We start from the raw sequence: 16310 nt of genomic DNA, 5'->3' as shown, positions 1-16310 counted from the left end.
TCGGATCGGAGGGGGCGGGATGGTGGACGGGCCGTTGACCCGGGCGGTGCACGGTGGTCGGGACGCGAAGGAGCCGGGTCCGCTCACAGCCCCGATCGTCCAGACGTCGACGTTCGCCGTCGAGTCGGAGGAAGCCCTCGCGGCCGGGGCGCTGGAGCCGCTCGGGTCCGCTTTCTACACCCGCTACGGCAACCCCACCCTGGCGCGCGCCGCGGCGGCCGTGGCGGACCTGGAGGGGGCGGAGGCGGGCATCGTGGTCGGGTCCGGCATGGCCGCCGCCACCACGATCGCGTTGGCGTTCCTCCGGGCGGGTGATCACGTGGTGGCGCAGCGCAGCTGCTACGGCGGCACGAGCGCCCTGCTGACCGACCTGTTGCCCCGGTTGGGCGTCACCGCGACCCAGGTCGAGCAGGAGTCGCCGGACGAGTGGCGCGCGGCGATCCGGCCGGAAACCCGGCTCCTGCTGGTCGAGACCCCCAGCAACCCCAAGCTGGAGATCACCGACCTGACCGCGGTGGTGGAACTGGCGGCCGAGCACGGCATCCTCACCGCCGCCGACAACACCTTCGCCTCACCGGTCAACCAGCGGCCGCACGAGTTCGGCATCGACCTGGTGTGGCACAGCGCCACGAAGTACCTGGGCGGCCACAGCGACCTGTCCGCGGGTGTGGTCACCGGGCGGGCGGAGCTGCTGGAACAGGTGTGGCGCACGCTGATCATCACCGGCCCGGTGCTCAGCCCCCACGACGCGTGGCTGCTGCTGCGCGGCATCCGCACCCTGCCGCTGCGGATCCGGCAGCACAACCGCAACGGCGAGGCGGTGGCGCGGATGCTCGCCGCCCACCCGGCGGTCGAGCGGGTGCACCACCCCAGCCTGCCGGGCAACGCGACGGCCGCCCGGCAGATGAGCGGCTACGGCGGCGTGGTCTCCTTCGTGCCGGAGGGCGGCCCCGAGGCGGCCGTCCGGATCATCGACCGCCTGCGCCTGTTCCGCCGGGCCGCGAGCCTGGGCAGCGTGGAAAGCCTCGTGGTCCGCCCGGCCGCGATGTGGGCGGGGATGCTGTCGGAGGAAGAACTCCGCCGGACCGGCATCGACCCCGCCCTGATCCGCTTGGCGATCGGCGTGGAGGACACCGAAGACCTCTTGGCGGACCTGGCACAGGCACTGGGGTGACAATGGAGCCCGCCCCACCGCCTCGGAGCGGCCTACCGCCGACGGCCGGCTCTTCTTCAGCGAACGGGCCGGCTCAGGACGATCGCCCGATCACCCGCGTAGGGCGTGAAGCCGGCTCAGCAGCAGGCCGGTCATGGCGCGGGCGCCGAGGCCGATCGCCCGTTCGTCTTGTCGGTGCTGGACTCAGCCGGTTCGGGAGCCGATGGTCAGGTCGCGGCCGTACTTCTCCAGCGCCTCGTAGGAGACCTCGGGCATGGCGGAGGTGACCCGCTGGTTGCCCCGGATCGCGGTCAACGCCTGGAGGAACCGGTCCCGGGTGAGGCCGTGTTCGTGCAGCACCCGGCCGGCCGCGGTGGTCTTCCCTTCCTCGATCAGGGCGATCACCAGGTGTTCGACGGAGACGTACTCGTCCTTGAGGCGCTTGGCCTCGCGTTCGGCGGTGTCCAGCAGGCGGGCCAGGCGTTGGGTGAGGAAGATCTGGCCGGGTGACGCACCGGGGCCGGAGACCCTCGGCCGACGGCCCAACTCCGCCTCCACCCCCGCGCGCAGCGCGTCCGGACCGACACCGGCCTGGTCGAGCAGCCGGGGCACCAGTCCTTCGGGATCGTCCAGCAGCGCGAGCAGCAGGTGCTCGCCGTCGACCTCGGTGTGCCCGAACCGCAACGCCTTGGTCTGCGCGTCGTGCAACGCCTGTTGGGACTTCTGGGTCAAACGCTCGGTGTCCACGATCAACCTCCGGGAAAGTCTCGGCTCATCTCCAAGGGCGCTGTCGCCCACGGCGCATCGCGCTCTCCAGGTCGGCCACCCGGTCGAGCAGGTCGAGGACCAGACCCAGGGCGGCGTAGTTGACCGAGAAGTCCGCGCGCAGCCGTTGGATGCGGGCCAACCGGACCAGGTGCGCCGGGCCGAACCACAACGCACCGGCCCGGTCGCGGTCCGGTTCGAGCAGGCCGAGGGCGACCAGGCGGGGGACCAGCTCCGGGTGGGCGCCGCCGGCGTGGGCGAACGACTCCAGGTCCAGCAACCCGTGCCGGTCGTGGTGGTAGCGGATCAGGGCGTAGGTCATCACCGACTCCTCGCCGAAGTGGTGGTGCGCGGGTCGAACGCGGAGGCGGCGGCCAGCTCGGCGAACAACCGCCGCTCGGCGTCGGTGAGCTGGGCGGGCACCACGATCCGCGCCTCGGCGTACAGGTCACCGGCCGTGCCGCGCGGGTCGGGCAGGCCCTGACCGCGCAGCCGCAGCCGTCGTCCGCTCGACGTCCCCGGCGGCACCTTGACCTTGGCCTGCCCGCCGGGCGTGTCCACCGCGACGGTGGTGCCCAGGGCCGCCTCCCACGGCGCCAGCGGCAGGTCCACCAGCAGGTCACGGCCCTCGACCCGGTACCGCTCGTGCGGTGCGAGCCGCACCACCAGGAACAGGTCGCCCGGTGCGGCGTTGCCGACACCGCGCCCGCCCTGGCGCGCCAGCCTGATCCGCTGCCCGTCCGTGACACCGCGCGGGATGTTGACCTGGAGCGTGCGCGGCCCGTCGGGCCCGGACAGGGTGAGCGAGCGTTGCCCCCCTCGGTAGGCGTCCTCGACGGTGAGCTCCAGTTCGGCCTCCTGGTCCGCGCCCCGCACCGGCTGCCTGCCGGCCCGGCCGGTGCCCTGGCCGAACATCCCGCCGAACAGGTCCTCGACGCCGCCGAAGCCGAACGGGGAGCCGAACCCCGTGTCGAAGCCCGTGTCGAACCCCGAGCCGAAGCCCGGTCCGGTGCTCACCCAGACCTGGTCGCCGACCGGTCCCGACCGGGCACGGCTCCGGGAGCCCGAGCGGGCCCGCCACGTCTCCGGGTCGATGCCCTCGGGGACCTGCCGGAAGTCCGGCCCGAACGCGTCGTAGCGCCGCCGCAGCTCAGGGTCGGACAGCACCTGGTAGGCCTCGGAGATCTCCCGGAACCGCTCCTCCGCGCCCGGATCGGAGTTCATGTCGGGGTGGTACTTGCGGGCGAGCTTGCGGTAGGCGCGCTGGATCTCGTCCTGGCTCGCCTCGCGGGACACCCCGAGCGCCTCGTAGAAGTCGCGACCGGCCACCGCGGATCACCCCCCGTGCTTCCCGTCGGACGCCTCACCGCCCGCGGCCTCGCCGTGCTCGGGTCGGGCCGCCACGACCACCGCCGCCGCGCGCAGCTGACGTTCGCCCTCGCCGTAGCCCGGCCGCAGCACGGCCACGACCGTGCCCGGTTCGGCCTCGACGTCCGCCGTGGTGGAGACGGCCTCGTGCCTGGCCGGGTCGAACTTCGCGCCCACGTCGTCCCGGCGCGGGAAACCCAGCCCGGCCAGCACCGTCAACGCCTGCTCCCGGACCGCGCGCACGCCCTGCACGACCGAGTCCGGGTCGGCGTCGGCGTGCCGCAACGCCAGATCCAGGTTGTCCACCACGGGCAACCAGGCCGCCGTGACCCGGCCGCGCTCGTCCCACCGCTGCCGTTCGGTATCGCGCGCCACCCGCTTGCGCAGGTTGTCCAGCTCGGCCGCGGTCCGCCGCCACCGGTCCTCCAGCCGCGCCACCCCGGCGGCGGCGGACGCGGTGTGGTCCAGCAGGTCCTCTTCGTACTCGCGATCGTCGTACCGGCGTTCTTCCGGGGACGTGGTGGGATCACCGCGACCGGGTGTCAAACCTCCCTGTTCGGCCATGGCCTCCTCCCGCAGCCACTGGTGAACTCGGCGTCGATGACGTCGTCGTCGGCTTTACCGGGCTGCCCGGCGCCGGCCGTGCCGCCACCGCCGGCCGTACCGCCGGTGGCCGTCCCACCGGCGCTGTCGAGGCCGTAGTAGAGCTGCTGGAGTTCCGACGTCAGCTCCCGCAGCCGGTCCAGTCCGACGCTGTCGTCCTTGACCGCCTGGCGGGCGTCGCCGATCAGCATCTCGGCCCGTGCCCGCTCGTGCGCCGGCGCGGCGTCACCGAGCTGACCGAGGCGCTTCTCGCCCAGGAACTTCGACGCGTCGTCCACCAGTTTGCGCAGCACCGCCGCCGAGATCTCCTCCGGCGCGTACTGCCGGTCCCGGACCTGGAACCGCGCCGCGCCCTGCGGCCCGGACACCACGTCGTAGGACACCGTGTCCTTCTCGCTGCTGACTTCCTCGAACCGGCGGCCGACGAACCGCTTGGCCGACGCGATCGTCGCCTTCGAGTTCAGGATCGCCTGGCGCCGCGCGAGTTGACCCACCAGCCGCTCACCCTGATCGGTGAACGCCACCACCGACGGGGTCGTGCGCGCGCCCTCGTTGTTGGGGATCACCGTCGGCTTACCGCCCTCGGTGGTGGCGATCACCGAGTTGGTCGTCCCCAGATCGATACCGACTGCCTTGGCCATCACAACCTCCCCTGTGCTCGATCGATCCCTTGCGCTCGTTCAGGGCTGGTTCTTCAGGGCTGGTTCACCGTCAACACTTCGCGGGCCCGCTCGTCGTGCGGCGGACCCGCGAAGGGCCGGTGGTCGTGCCCGGCAGGGAACCGGACACGACCACCGGCCCGAACCGGGAGCCCACCTCGCGCCGGTGCGTCCTCAAGACGCCGGGCGGCTCGAACCCGCCGCGGGCGCCGCTACGTGCGGCGCCACGGGCGTCGATGACCGCGCTGTCAGCGGACGCCGAGGTGAGCGCCGGTCATGTCCGCGCAAGCGGCCGGCGGTCAGACGTCGATCGCCTGGCGGTCCCTCGTGCCGGCGTTGACGGCGATCTTGCGCGGTTTGGCCTGCTCGGCGACCGGGATGCGCAGGGTCAGCACGCCGGCGTCGTACTCGGCCTTGATGTTGCCGGTGTCGAGGTTGTCACCCAGGAACAGTTGCCGGCTGAAGTTGCCGGTAGGGCGCTCGCTCGCCACCGTCTCGACGTTGTCGCCGAGGGCCGAGGTGCGCTCCGCCGTCACCGTGAGCACGTTGTTCTGCACGTCCACATCGATGGACTCGGTGCTCACGCCGGGCAGGTCGAACTGAACCACGAACTCGTCGCCCTGGCGGTAGGCGTCCATCGGCATCGCCGCTTGCCGCGTCAGGCCGCTGCCGAACCACTGCTGCGTCAGCCGGTCCAGCGCCTGGAACGGATCGGTGCCCATAAGCATGGCGGTTCTCCTCCTTCCCTCACGGAGTGACACCACCAGCAACGCTTCGTTCCCGCCGCCCTGTTCCGCCGTCACAAAACTTCACCCGAATAGAGTATTGCTAATCTGGATCAAGCCTGAAGCGATCCGGAATCGGGTGCGCCTGCTGGGGCGGAAAGGCACCGGAACGAGAAGGGCGGCGCGTGGGTGGCATGGGGGGATGTCACTCACGCGCCGCCTTCCCGTGGGGCCCGGTGCACTGCGACGTCCAGGCAAGGACGTCGCAGTCGGGGGAGCACCGGGTACGCAGAGGGTGACCGTCATGGGCACCCTGGCAATCGGTCACCGAGCGGGGGACGATCGGTGATCGAGGTCTGGGGCCGAACCGGTTCAGGCTGCGGCCAGTTCGTAGACCGGCGCGACGACGCGGTGGTCGGACAGCATCAAGCCGCCGTCGTCGAACAGGACCACGCCGTTGCACAGCAGGTACCAGCCCTGTTCGGGGTGGGATGCGACGATGCGCGCGTACTGGCCGTTCTCGTCCGTACCGGACGGGCATGCGGGCTGGTGCTGGCACATGATTGACGCTCCTGGCGGCCCATCGGTCGATCCTTCAACCAACCTGTGTGCGCTGGGTCGTATGCGAATAGCCTGCCCTCGCGGCGGCGCCCGTACATCCGGGGAACTACGTACGTGGGTGCGCAACTCCGTAATCCGTAGTCCGTCGTCGTCGTTTGTCCTGTTCACGGCGCAGCGCGCAGGTGGCGGGTGACGTCCACCCGTAGGGAGTCGGCGGCGGAGGTTCCGTGGTGGCGCCGGCCCACTGTAAGCCCGTACCCGCAGTTCACGGGCGACGGCGAGTCCGGCGAAGCCCGCGCCGACTACGCAGACCTCGGTGTCCGCCGTGTCGCGGGCAGCGGTCACCGCGGTGGTGTGGCCACCGCGTCGGGAGTTTCGAAGAACGAGCGGATGTCGCGGTAGTACTCGGTGAGCCGGCGGTACGCGATGGCGGTGTCGGCGAGCACACCGTCCCTGAACATGATCAGGCCTGCTTCCGGCCACACCCGCGGTGTTGGCTGGACGCGACCATTTGTCACTGAGGGTGAAGCAGAACGTACATCCAGGCCGCCGATACCGTAAATAGCATAGAGTAATCATTTCGGTGCAACCTGTGTACGGAGGGTGTTGTGCTCGACGTGGCCGTGGTGGGAGCCGGCGTAGGCGGTTGCTACTGCGCCTACCGACTCGTCGGAACCAGGCCGGGTACCGGGATCGCGCTGTTCGAACAGACCCACCGCGTCGGCGGCAGGCTGTGGTCCGAACCCGTCCGCGCTGCGCCGGACCTCATCGCCGACCTCGGTGCGATGCGACTGCACCACGGGCTGCGGTCGGTGCTCGCGCTGATCCGCCACCTCGGCCTCGCCCCCGAGCTGACCCCGTTCACGATCGGCCGCCGGGAGAACCTCGTGCACCTGCGCGGTGCCGCGACACGCCTACGGGACGTCCGGCGCACCCCCGACGACCTGATCGCCGAGGCGGCCGAGCGACTCGTCCCCGGGTTCGCCGAACTCCGCCGCCTCCAGCACGAAGCCCAAGCCCGCAGGGACCCGCACCGCGCCGACTCGCTGCTGGAGACCTTCCGCGACCGGCGGGACCGGACCCGGCTCGCGCGGCGCCCGTTGGGCGAACTGACCTGGTCACAGGCCCTGGAGTTCGCCCTGGGTGCGACCGCGGTCGCGTTCATCCACGACGCCGGGGGCTACGACGTCCACTACAGCGATGAGAACGCCGCCGCCCGGCTCGACCTGATCTTCCGCACCCCGCCCGATGCCGAGTACCTGACGCTGCGGCGCGGCATGCAAAGCCTGACCGATGCCCTGCACGCAGAGTTCACCGCCGCGGCGGGCGTCACCCACACCGGTCGTCGGCTCGTGCGCGTCGACAAGGAACCCGGTGAAGACCACTATCGGCTGACCTTCGCGGTGCACGTCGACGGGCGCCCCACGGGCGAGCACACCCGGACATGGGCCCGCTCGGTCGTCCTCGCCCTTCCGCCCGAGGCACTGCGCCGTCTCGATCCCGACGGGCTGCCGCTCACCCGCCGGCTGCGACCCGCACTGAACGCGATCGAGCCGGTTCCCGCCTTCAAACTCTTCCTCGTCTACCCGAAGCCGTGGTGGTGGCGCCTGGGCATCACGCAGGGGAGAAGCACCACCGACACCGCGCTACGGCAGCTCTGGTACGGCGGAACGTGCTCACCGACCCGGGCAAGCGGTCCCGCGCTCATCCTGGCCGCCTACCCCAGCGGCGATTCCGTCCGAGCCTGGGCCTCCCGGCAGGACGACCTCCCACACGCCGAAACCGCGTGGGCACCCAGCGAAGCGATGGTGGACCACGCGCACGGCCTCCTCGCCCGGATGCACGGCATGCCGGACCTCGAACGTCCGCTGAGCGCCTGCTGGGCGGACTGGAGCCGGCCACCCCACAGCGCCGCTTGGCACGTCCGGCGTCCCGGGCACGACCTCAGTGACCTCGGACCGCGCGCACGCCAACCCATCCCCGACGAACGGGTTCACGTCGTCAGCGACTGCTGGACCCCGGACCCCGGTTCGATCGAGGGAACGCTCGCCTCGGCGGAGGACGTCCTGTGCGAGTGCTTCGGGCTGCGCCCGCCGCCGTGGTATGCCGGATCACCATCGCCCACCTGAGCCGGGTGTTCCGCGACACCGTGGGGTTCTGCGGAGCGGAGATCATCCGCCGCGTCATCGGGTTCGCCCGCCCGGCCGACTTCACCACGGCGGCCCGGCAAGTCAGACTGCTGCCGAGTCCCGTGGAAATACTCATGCACCCGCGATACCCACGTCGATAACGTGACGGGCATGGTCCCCTTACGGCGTGTCGCAACGGCGGCTTGCGCGGGCTTGGTGCTCGCCTTGTGCGGTGTCCTGGTCAGCAAGTCGGCCACGGGTGACGCGGAGACGGATCGGCAGTCCGCGACCCTGGCCGACGCGATCGGTTACCCGCCGCAGTCGGACGCGATCGGCTTCGCCCGTGCCGCGCTGGACACCCCGCTCGGCAAGACCGGCACCTTCAGCGTGTTGCAGGCCGAGGATCTGGAGCACGAGGACCCCGACGACCCGATGGCGCGCCTGGTCTGGCGAATCCACCGCGACGCGTACGACTCGGGCTGGAAGTCGACCCCGGCGTTCGACGCCTGCTACAGCGTCGACTTCAACTACTACGGTGCCGTTTCGAAGCCGTCGCCGATGACCTGCCCGGACAACGCCACCCCGATCACGCCGCCGCCCCTGCCGAAGCGGAACATCCCGCCGGACTTCTCCCCGGCCCTGGAAGCCACCCTCGGCACGCTGCCCGAGACGCCCGGCGAAGCGGAGGTGCGCGCCGCCCTGGCCGCCGGTCTGCCCACCCCACCGGTGGACCCGGTGACCAACCTCGCGGGCATCCCGCCGCAGGTCCTCATCCGGGTCAGGGGCTCCGACGTCGGCGTGGCGCTGCTCGCGCACACCGGCGGGAGCAAGGACTGCGTGCTGGGCCGTCGTGTCGGCGGCGCGGTCCGGGTGTGGTCGCTCAACTGGCGCGACCTGGGGCCGTTGGAGAAGCCGTGCAGTCCCGAAGCCGCGCTCGGCTCTTGACGCCGGCAAGCTCTTGAGCCCCGGGCCGAACTGTGGCGCGGTACGGCCCGTGCGGCGCTGACCACCAGGGAACGGGAGTTCCTCGACGCGGGCGTGCGTGCCCGCAACGACGAGCAAGCGAAAGGCGTCGCCGCAGCCGACGCCTTCGGCAGTTGATGGCCGCGGTCGTAGTGTTCGCGCTCGCTACCGCTGCGGCAGCAGCGGTAGCCGTCCGAGAGCGGGCGAGGACGACACGATCCGGCTGTGGGATGTGCGGACCCCTGATCGGCCGGAACCGCTGAGCGTTCTGCCCGGCGATCAGCGAGGGTGGGTCAGCGCGGCTGTGTTCAGTCCTCGGGACCACGTGCTCGCCATTGCCGGTGAGTCCGGCGCGGTCCAGTCGTGGAACACGACCGACCCGGCGCACCCGGTCAAGCTGGGGCCCTCGTTGCCCGGAGGGTCTCTACCGGGCCGAGGAAGCCGCGTTCGACGTGCCGCAGCGGACCGAGATCTTCCCGGTGACCAGGCACCTGATCGCGCCCGCGATCGGGATCTGGGGCACGCGGGAACCGAAGCAGCGGTGGCTCAAGCCCATGCTGCGCGCCGACGAACTCGCCTGCCAGCTGTTCTCCGAGACCGAGGCGGGGGCCGACCTGGCGGCGGTGCGGACCCGGGCAGTGCGCCACGGGGACGGCTGGGTCCTCGACGGGCACAAGGTGTGGACGTCGGGCGCGCGGGTGTCGACTTGGGGCGTCGCGGTCTGCCGGACCGATCCGGACGTGCCCAAGCACGCGGGCATCACCGTGTTCCTGGTCCGGATGGACGCCCCCGGCGTCACCGTCCGCCCGATCCGGCAGATGACCGGCGGGGAGAGCTTCAACGAGGTGTACCTGGACGGCGTCGTCGTGCCGGACGCGGATCGTCTCGGTCCGGTCGGCCAGGGCTGGAAGGTAACGCTGTCCGTCCTAGCCGCCGAACGGCTCGACTCCGGCACGCTCGGCCTGGACAACGCCGACCGCGCGCTCGAACTGGCCCGGCGGTGCCCGGCGGGCGAGGTCCAGCGCGACCTGGCCGCCGACCTCTACATCCGCACCCTCGTGCAGCGGATCATCGGCCTGCGGATCACCGCGGCACTCGAAGCGGGCAGCGCACCGGGCGCCGAGGCTTCGGTGGGCAAGCTGTACGCCACCGAGACAATGGCGCGGGGCATGGCGAACGCGACGGTCCTGGAGCGGGTGTAGCCGCAGGCCCCGAAGTGGAACTGAGTTCAAATCAGGTCGACGACTGGACCGTCGATCGCCGAACGGGCCACTACCGGGGGTATGTCGTGACTGCGGCCAGGATTGTCGACCCGGACGAGGGGCCGCGGTCGAAGCGCGCGGCCATCCTGTCGCCAGATCGAGACCAGTTGGGCCGAACTGCTCGAACGCGGCATGGCCGAGGGGCTGTTCATCGAGCGGGACGCGCAGCTGTTGGCGCAGAACCTGCTGGGCATGATCGTGAGCGTCTGGCGCTGGTACCGGCCGACCGGGACGAAGAAGCTCGCCGACGTCGGCGAGCTGGTCGAGGAAACCGGCCTGCGGATGCTCGCGCGGTAACCCGCCGAACACCCTGCGCTGCCGGCACGACGGGGCATCGCCGGCCGCTCACGCTCGCAGGAGTGCTGCGCGCAGTGTCCGGTGGGGCGCCGGGACCGGGGTGAAGCCGGCTTCGCGCAGTTCCCGGGTGATGAGGGCGGGCGACGTCGGCCAGACGGTGAAGTCCTCGTGTTCTTCGCGGATGAGCTGCCCCGCCCGGTGAACGCGGTAGGTGAAGCGCAGCCGCTGCACCTCTTCGTGGGGCGTGCTGACGACCTGGGCGCTGTACTGGTCGGGGCCCACGTGCGCGGAGGGCAGACACCACTGTTCGCGTCGTCGGGTGGGGTGTTCGGGTGGTGGGTCGAACAGCAGCAGACCGCCCGGGACGAGCGCGTCGGCGAGCGCGTGCCAGGTGGCACGTCGGCGGTCCGGCGGCAGGCAGGGGATCATGTTGGCCGCGACGGCCAGGTCGACCGCCCGGTGCAGCGGGCAGTCCTGGACGGTGCACGGGTGGACGGTGACGCGGCCGCGCTCGGCGGTGTGCAGGCGGGCGATGCGCGCGATCAGGGGCGTCCGCATGGCGCGGGACGGCTCGACCGCGTGGACGGGCACGGCCGCGAACCGGACCAGCACCTCGGTGACGATCCCGGTGCCCGCCCCGACGTCGAGGACGCCCAGGACCGCCCGGCGGGCGGCGGCGGTGAAGCGCCGGCGGGCCCGTTCGCGATCCCGATCCCCTTGCAGGAGGTCGTAGAACTCGGCGGAGACGCCGTAGGCGGTGGCTTCTCCGGTGAGAGCCGGTTCCGTGATGTCCATGCGACTCGCCTGGCCGGGGTGGTGGTCGTGCGCGCGGTTGGTGATGGTGGTTCGCCTCGGGTGCCCTGATCACCGGCGGCGATCCGCACCACCCGCGATGTTCACCCCACAGGCGGTCGACCGCGACCCGAACCCGGTCGAGCCACCCGGTGCATCACTCGTCCGTGATGTACCGGGTAGCCGGCGGGTGAGTGGTCCGCAGCGCCACGACGCCGAGCACCGCCACGACGTCGGCGCGGCGGATCAGTCCACGTCCAGGGTCGGGACGCCTGCGGCGAACGAGTCGGCGGTGGCCAGGTCGAACTCGCCGTGGTCACTGCCGAGCCCCTGAGCCACCAGTGCCGCGGCCGCGCAGCCCAGCACGGCGGCATCCCGCAGCGGACGACCGAGGCCGACGCCGCGGAGGAACCCGGCCGAGAACGCGTCGCCGCAGCCGGTGCTGTCGACCACCTCGACGGCGAACGCGGGCACCGTGAGCACCTCGTCCGCCGTCACCACGAGCGCGCCCCGCGCCCCGCGGGTGACCGCGACACACCCGACGCCCCGCTCGACGAGCGCGCGAGCGCCGTCCTCCAGCGTGGCGGCACCGGTGAGTCCGAGGACCTGCTCGTCGTTGGGCAGCAGGTAGTCGAGAGAGGACAGAGCGGGTGCGATCCAGGGGAGTACGCCGGGATCGCCGGGCACGAGCAGGTCGGCCGAGGCCACCACGCCCGCCGCCCGCGCCGGGGCGAGGATCTTCGCCGCGTTCTCGCCGCCCATCAGCTCGGGCGCGCCCAGGTGGAGGTGGGTGGCCCGCGCGATATCGGTGTGCGGGGCGTCGTCCGGCCCGTAGGCGAGGTTCGCGCCGGGAAGGTGGAACGCCGGCCTGCTGCCGTCCGGGCGGATCGGCAGCACCGACGCCGAGGTCTGCACGCCGTCGCGGCGCACCACCAACGAGGTGTCGACCCCGTACCCGGCCAGCATCGACAGCAGCAGGTCGCCGATCGGGTCCGCGCCGACGGCACCCGCCGTGCGCACCGTCGCACCGAGTGAACCGGGGATCACAGTTCCAACCTGAACTGAACTCGGGTTGTAGGAGAGACACGTGCGCCTCCGCCCGACCGTCACAGTCATCGCCGCCACCACTGCCTTCGCGCTCATCGTGAGCGGATGTGGCGGTGGGAGCGCGGGGAGTCAGAACGACCAGGAAATCAAGATCGGCGCCTGGATGCCCTGACCGGCGCCGTCGCGGAGTCGATCTACCGGCAGGACCTGCGCGCCGAACGGGGCCTTGTGCACTGGGGCACCGCGCCTACCGTGCGTCGCCATCCTCAGGGTCGGCGGGAATCGGCGTGAAGTGCTGCGCCACGCTCGTGATGGCCGCGTCCACCGCCAGGTGGAAAAGGTGGCCCATGTCGGTCCCGGGTGCGGCGGGCAGGTCTTCGTCGAGCGCGGTGGGAGTGGGCGGCAGGCTGACCCACCGCTCCAGGGCGCCGTTCAGTTCGGCGAGCAGTAGTCCGTTGAAGACGGCGCAGAGCAGGGCTCGCACTTGCGGGAGGTCGCGCGGCGGCACTCTTGCCGCCTCCAGCGCCTCGGTGAGTCCGACCCAGAAGGGGTCTTCCGGGTGGATGAAGTCGGGCTGGCGGGAGGAATAGGCCATGAGGTTGGGGTGGCGGTGCGCCAGCGTGCGGAAGTCGGTCGCGAGTCGGCGCAGGCGGTCCCGCCAGGGGAGGTCTTCCGCCGTGGTGCGGAACTCGGCGGCGGCCAGTGTCGCCACGCCGTGCAGCAGGGCTTCCTTGTTCGGCACGTGGTGGTACAGCGACATCGGGTTGGCGTCCAGCGCGGCCGCGAGTTTGCGCATGGTCAGCGCATCGACTCCCTCGGCGTCGATGAGCCGGAGAGCCACGGCGCAGATGCCCTCCTTGGTGAGAGGTTGATCTCTCTTCCTCGTCTTCCTGGGAATCGCCCTCGAAGTTTCCATACGGCGTATGGTACCACTGCAGGAAGTTTCATACGTTGTATGGAAATGACCGAGGGGCAACCCAAGGACGACATCCGCCCCATCCCGCTCCCGCGCGGCGTCCCGCTCGTCGGGAACACGCTGCAGATCCCGTCCGGGAGTCCGGTCCGGTTCTTCGCCGAGCTGGGTCGCCGATACCCCGACGGCATCTACAGCCTGAGCATCGCCGGCGCGGAGGAGGTCTTCGTCTAGACCCCGACCTGGTCGCCGAGCTCTGCGACGAAACGCGGTTCGGCAAGCCGACCGGCCCGTCGACGTCGCCGACGACATGACCCGGCTGACCCTGGACACCATCGCCCTGTGCGGATTCGCCACCGGTTCCACTCCTTCCAGCGGGAGGACTTGGACCCTTTCCTCCAGGCGATGTTGCACGCGCTGACCGTGGCCATGGGCCGCGCCACGCAGTTGCCGTTCATCGCCAAGCTCAAGCGAGGAGAGGAAAGGTCCTATCAGGGCAGCATCCGGCAGATGCAGATGCAGATGCAGGCGCTGGTCGACGCCGCCGACGCGATCCGCCGGCTGGAGAACAAGATGGGCGACCCGATCCGTCTCATCCTGCGCATCCGATGGCTGGTTCGAAATGGACCTGAACGTCCCTGCCGGCCAGGCGTTCGTCATCCGCGCGGTCGAGACGTACCACATGGCGCAGCGCAAGACCTACGACGTCCTGATCGACGGCAAGCCCGTGCACCAGCGCCGATTCCAGCGCGGGGACGGCGGCACGGCGACCTACCAGTTCGTGGTGCAACCGTCGGCGGACACCGCGGACGGCAAGGTGCGGATCCGGTTCCAGGACGTCCCGGGCGATTTCGACCCGTCCATCGCGGACCTGTGGTCCGTGCAGTCGAACTGACGAAACCGGATGCGCGGTGGCCAGGGCACGCCCCTGGCCACCGCGCATCGGCCTGTCCGCCGCCGGCACACGAGACGCTTGAGCACCGCGCGATGGGTCAGCCCGTCTGTACCGGAGTGAAGGCGAAGGCGACGGCCAGGTCGGACTCGATGCGGGCGGCGCAGGCACGCGGCGCCGGGAGCACGGTGTTCCGGTGGCCAGCGCTCGGCGGGCAGCAGGTCGCCGACGCGGAAGCCCAGGGGGATCACCCGGCTGAGCGGGACGGCCTTATGATCACGCCGCTGGTCGCCCCGGCCCTCGTCGGCCTCGCCCACCGCGCCCTGCTCACCCGCCGGGCCGTCACCCCCTCGCCCACGTCCACGTCCGCCGGGGCCTGAAGCCCCACTTCCCACCCCCAGGAGCATCGTGTCCATCTCTCGAGGACTGATCATCAACGGCCAGGAGCTCCCGGCCTCCTCCGGCCGCACGACCTCCGACATCAACCCCTGGACCGGCGCCGTCTGCGCGGAGGTCGCCGCGGGTACCCCGGACGACGTGCGCCGTGCCGTGGACGCCGCCGACGCCGCGTTCGAGGCGTGGGCCGCGACCAAGCCGGCCGAACGCCGCCGGATCTTCCTGCGCGCCGCGCAGCTGATGGCCGAGCGCACCGAAGAGGTCGTACGGCTGATGGCCGCGGAGGTCGGCGGCGTCGCGCCCTGGGCCGGCTTCAACGCCAAGCTCGCCGCCGACATCCTGCTGGAGGCGGCGGCCGAGGTCACCCGCCCGACCGGCCAGACCCTCGCCACCAACGCCGACGGCGTCCACTCCACGCAGGTGCGGGTGCCCAAGGGGGTGATCGCCGCGATCTCGCCGTGGAACGCGCCGGTCATCCTCGGCGTCCGCGCGGTCGCGATGCCGATCGCGATGGGCAACACCGTGGTGCTCAAGCCCAGCGAGAACGCGCCGATCGCCTGCGGCCTGCTGATCTCGGACGTCCTGCACGAGGCCGGACTGCCCGCGGGCGTGCTCAACGTCGTCACCAACGACCACGCCGACGCCGCCGAGGTGGTCTCCGCACTGATCGCCGACCCCCGCGTGCGGATGGTCAACTTCACCGGTTCCACGGAGGTCGGCCGCACCATCGGCGTCCAAGCCGCCCAGCAACTCAAGCCCGCCGTGCTCGAACTCGGCGGCAAGAACGCCCTGCTGGTGCTGGAAGACGCGGACGTCGACTACGCGGTGGACGCCGCGGTCTTCGGCTCCTTCATGAACGCCGGGCAGATCTGCATGTGCGTGGACCGGGTCATCGTCCACCGCGCGGTCGCCGACGAATTCACGGCCAAGTTCGCCGCCCGCGTCCAGGCACTGCCGTACGGCGATCCGAGCGACCCGGGCACGGCGGTCGGCCCGGTCGTGAACGCGGCCGCCGCCCACCGGATCTCGGCACTCGTCGCGGACGCGGTCTCGCAGGGCGCCGAACTGGCCGCGGGCACCGGCGAGATCGAGGAGCCGGGCACGCTGATCCGCCCGATCGTCCTCACCGGCATCACCAAGGAGATGAAGATCTACTACGACGAGATCTTCGGCCCGGCGACCGCGGTCCACGTGGTCGACAGTGTCGAGGAGGCCGTCGCGCTCGCCAACGACACTCCGCACGGCCTGACCGCGGGCGTCATCACCGAGAACCTGGCGAAGGGCCTGGAGGTCGCGGGCCGTCTGCGTACCGGCATCGTCCACGTCAACGACCAGTCCATCGCGGACGAACCACAGGCCCCCTTCGGCGGCGTGAAGAGCTCCGGCTACGGCCGCTTCGGCGGGCAGGCGGGCGCCGAGGCCTTCACCGACACCCGCTGGGTCACCGTGCAAGCCGTGGGCCACGCGCACTACCCGATCTGAGGACCGGCGGTCGGCGGCGTAGGCGGACAGGGCGTACAGCGGGCCGCCGTTCCAGGCGTGGTTGTCGGTGCCGTCGGCCTTGATCCACAGCTCCCACAGCGTGTGGCAGGCGGGGTCGGCCACCTGCGCGGCGAAGCGGTTGCGCATCCGCTCCTCGGCGACGGTGGCGGCGCCCATGAGGTAGAGCGCTTCGAGGACGTAGAACTCCATGTACGGGCTGGCGTTGAGGTGGTTGCGCAGCACCTCGGTGACACCCCGGTAGCGGGAGGCGGGAGCCAGGCCGGCGACGACGGCGAGCGCGTT

At 71.3% G+C, this 16310-nt stretch carries 19 protein-coding genes; 9 read left to right on the top strand and 10 right to left on the bottom strand.

The window, feature by feature from the left end; translation table 11 throughout:
• Positions 1–19 precede the first annotated feature (19 nt).
• On the top strand, positions 20–1174 hold the full coding sequence (locus tag ALI22I_RS20925; protein ID WP_077007229.1) for a trans-sulfuration enzyme family protein: 1155 nt from the start codon (positions 20–22) through the stop codon (positions 1172–1174).
• 183 nt (positions 1175–1357) lie between these two features.
• Here ALI22I_RS20925 and ALI22I_RS20920 read toward each other — a convergent pair whose 3' ends face one another.
• The 7 genes from ALI22I_RS20920 to ALI22I_RS20890 all read right to left on the bottom strand — a co-directional run bounded on the left by ALI22I_RS20920 (position 1358) and on the right by ALI22I_RS20890 (position 5834).
• The gene (locus ALI22I_RS20920; protein ID WP_083751912.1) at positions 1358–1900 is read right to left on the bottom strand and encodes a Clp protease N-terminal domain-containing protein; all 543 of its coding nucleotides are present in this window, start codon (positions 1898–1900) and stop codon (positions 1358–1360) included.
• A gap of 25 nt (positions 1901–1925) precedes the next feature.
• Positions 1926–2240 carry a chaperone modulator CbpM gene (locus ALI22I_RS20915; protein WP_077007228.1) on the bottom strand — a complete coding sequence of 105 codons (315 nt, stop codon included), beginning with the start codon at positions 2238–2240 and terminating at the stop codon, positions 1926–1928.
• A complete protein-coding gene (locus ALI22I_RS20910) occupies positions 2240–3247 on the bottom strand; it encodes a DnaJ C-terminal domain-containing protein (protein ID WP_077007227.1) in 1008 nt (335 codons plus the stop codon). The genes ALI22I_RS20915 and ALI22I_RS20910 overlap by 1 nt, the downstream gene beginning before the upstream one ends.
• A 6-nt stretch (positions 3248–3253) precedes the next feature.
• The gene (locus ALI22I_RS20905) at positions 3254–3850 is read right to left on the bottom strand and encodes a nucleotide exchange factor GrpE (protein ID WP_077007226.1); all 597 of its coding nucleotides are present in this window, start codon (positions 3848–3850) and stop codon (positions 3254–3256) included.
• On the bottom strand, positions 3829–4530 hold the full coding sequence (locus ALI22I_RS55625) for an Hsp70 family protein (protein WP_077007225.1): 702 nt from the start codon (positions 4528–4530) through the stop codon (positions 3829–3831). The genes ALI22I_RS20905 and ALI22I_RS55625 overlap by 22 nt, the downstream gene beginning before the upstream one ends.
• 317 nt (positions 4531–4847) lie before the next feature.
• Positions 4848–5276: an Hsp20/alpha crystallin family protein gene (locus ALI22I_RS20895; protein ID WP_077007224.1), complete on the bottom strand. Its 429-nt coding sequence runs from the start codon at positions 5274–5276 to the stop codon at positions 4848–4850.
• Between the two features lie 369 nt (positions 5277–5645).
• Positions 5646–5834, bottom strand: coding sequence for a DUF5999 family protein (locus ALI22I_RS20890; protein ID WP_077007223.1), 189 nt, complete (start codon positions 5832–5834; stop codon positions 5646–5648).
• A 608-nt stretch (positions 5835–6442) separates the two neighbouring features.
• On the opposite strand from ALI22I_RS20890, the gene ALI22I_RS20885 reads away from it, so the two are divergent.
• The 4 genes from ALI22I_RS20885 (at position 6443) to ALI22I_RS54735 (ending at position 10485) form a co-directional block, all read left to right on the top strand.
• Positions 6443–7963, top strand: a complete 1521-nt coding sequence (locus tag ALI22I_RS20885) for a flavin monoamine oxidase family protein (RefSeq protein WP_077007222.1) — start codon at positions 6443–6445, stop codon at positions 7961–7963.
• 171 nt (positions 7964–8134) lie between these two features.
• Positions 8135–8908 (top strand): hypothetical protein, encoded by a 774-nt coding sequence (locus ALI22I_RS20880; RefSeq protein ID WP_077007354.1) that lies wholly within the window; start codon positions 8135–8137, stop codon positions 8906–8908.
• Between the two features lie 470 nt (positions 8909–9378).
• Complete coding sequence (locus tag ALI22I_RS20875) at positions 9379–10128, top strand: acyl-CoA dehydrogenase family protein (RefSeq protein ID WP_238598486.1); 750 nt, start codon at positions 9379–9381, stop codon at positions 10126–10128.
• A gap of 102 nt (positions 10129–10230) precedes the next feature.
• Complete coding sequence (locus ALI22I_RS54735; protein ID WP_179118297.1) at positions 10231–10485, top strand: hypothetical protein; 255 nt, start codon at positions 10231–10233, stop codon at positions 10483–10485.
• Between the two features lie 48 nt (positions 10486–10533).
• Here the strand turns inward: ALI22I_RS54735 and ALI22I_RS20870 are convergent, their stop codons facing one another.
• From ALI22I_RS20870 to ALI22I_RS20860, 3 genes are all read right to left on the bottom strand, one after another.
• Positions 10534–11280, bottom strand: a complete 747-nt coding sequence (locus ALI22I_RS20870; protein WP_077007221.1) for a class I SAM-dependent methyltransferase — start codon at positions 11278–11280, stop codon at positions 10534–10536.
• Positions 11281–11523: 243 nt separating this feature from the next.
• Positions 11524–12324: a carbohydrate kinase family protein gene (locus tag ALI22I_RS20865; RefSeq protein ID WP_274522987.1), complete on the bottom strand. Its 801-nt coding sequence runs from the start codon at positions 12322–12324 to the stop codon at positions 11524–11526.
• A gap of 247 nt (positions 12325–12571) precedes the next feature.
• Positions 12572–13165 carry a TetR/AcrR family transcriptional regulator gene (locus ALI22I_RS20860; protein WP_202971031.1) on the bottom strand — a complete coding sequence of 198 codons (594 nt, stop codon included), beginning with the start codon at positions 13163–13165 and terminating at the stop codon, positions 12572–12574.
• A gap of 120 nt (positions 13166–13285) precedes the next feature.
• Between ALI22I_RS20860 and ALI22I_RS20855 the strand changes: the two genes are divergently transcribed.
• The 4 genes from ALI22I_RS20855 to ALI22I_RS20840 all read left to right on the top strand — a co-directional run bounded on the left by ALI22I_RS20855 (position 13286) and on the right by ALI22I_RS20840 (position 16007).
• Complete coding sequence (locus tag ALI22I_RS20855) at positions 13286–13471, top strand: hypothetical protein (RefSeq protein ID WP_077007219.1); 186 nt, start codon at positions 13286–13288, stop codon at positions 13469–13471.
• Between the two features lie 388 nt (positions 13472–13859).
• Positions 13860–14132: a hypothetical protein gene (locus tag ALI22I_RS20850; protein WP_077007218.1), complete on the top strand. Its 273-nt coding sequence runs from the start codon at positions 13860–13862 to the stop codon at positions 14130–14132.
• A gap of 92 nt (positions 14133–14224) precedes the next feature.
• Positions 14225–14509 carry a hypothetical protein gene (locus ALI22I_RS20845; protein WP_143532349.1) on the top strand — a complete coding sequence of 95 codons (285 nt, stop codon included), beginning with the start codon at positions 14225–14227 and terminating at the stop codon, positions 14507–14509.
• A gap of 28 nt (positions 14510–14537) precedes the next feature.
• Positions 14538–16007 (top strand): aldehyde dehydrogenase family protein, encoded by a 1470-nt coding sequence (locus ALI22I_RS20840; RefSeq protein ID WP_077007216.1) that lies wholly within the window; start codon positions 14538–14540, stop codon positions 16005–16007.
• Positions 16008–16310 lie beyond the last annotated feature (303 nt).

This window comes from Saccharothrix sp. ALI-22-I (assembly GCF_001984175.1).
Lineage (GTDB): Bacteria > Actinomycetota > Actinomycetes > Mycobacteriales > Pseudonocardiaceae > Actinosynnema.
The sequence above is the reverse complement of the archived record's forward strand: the minus strand, read 5'-3'. Positions and strand labels throughout refer to the sequence as shown.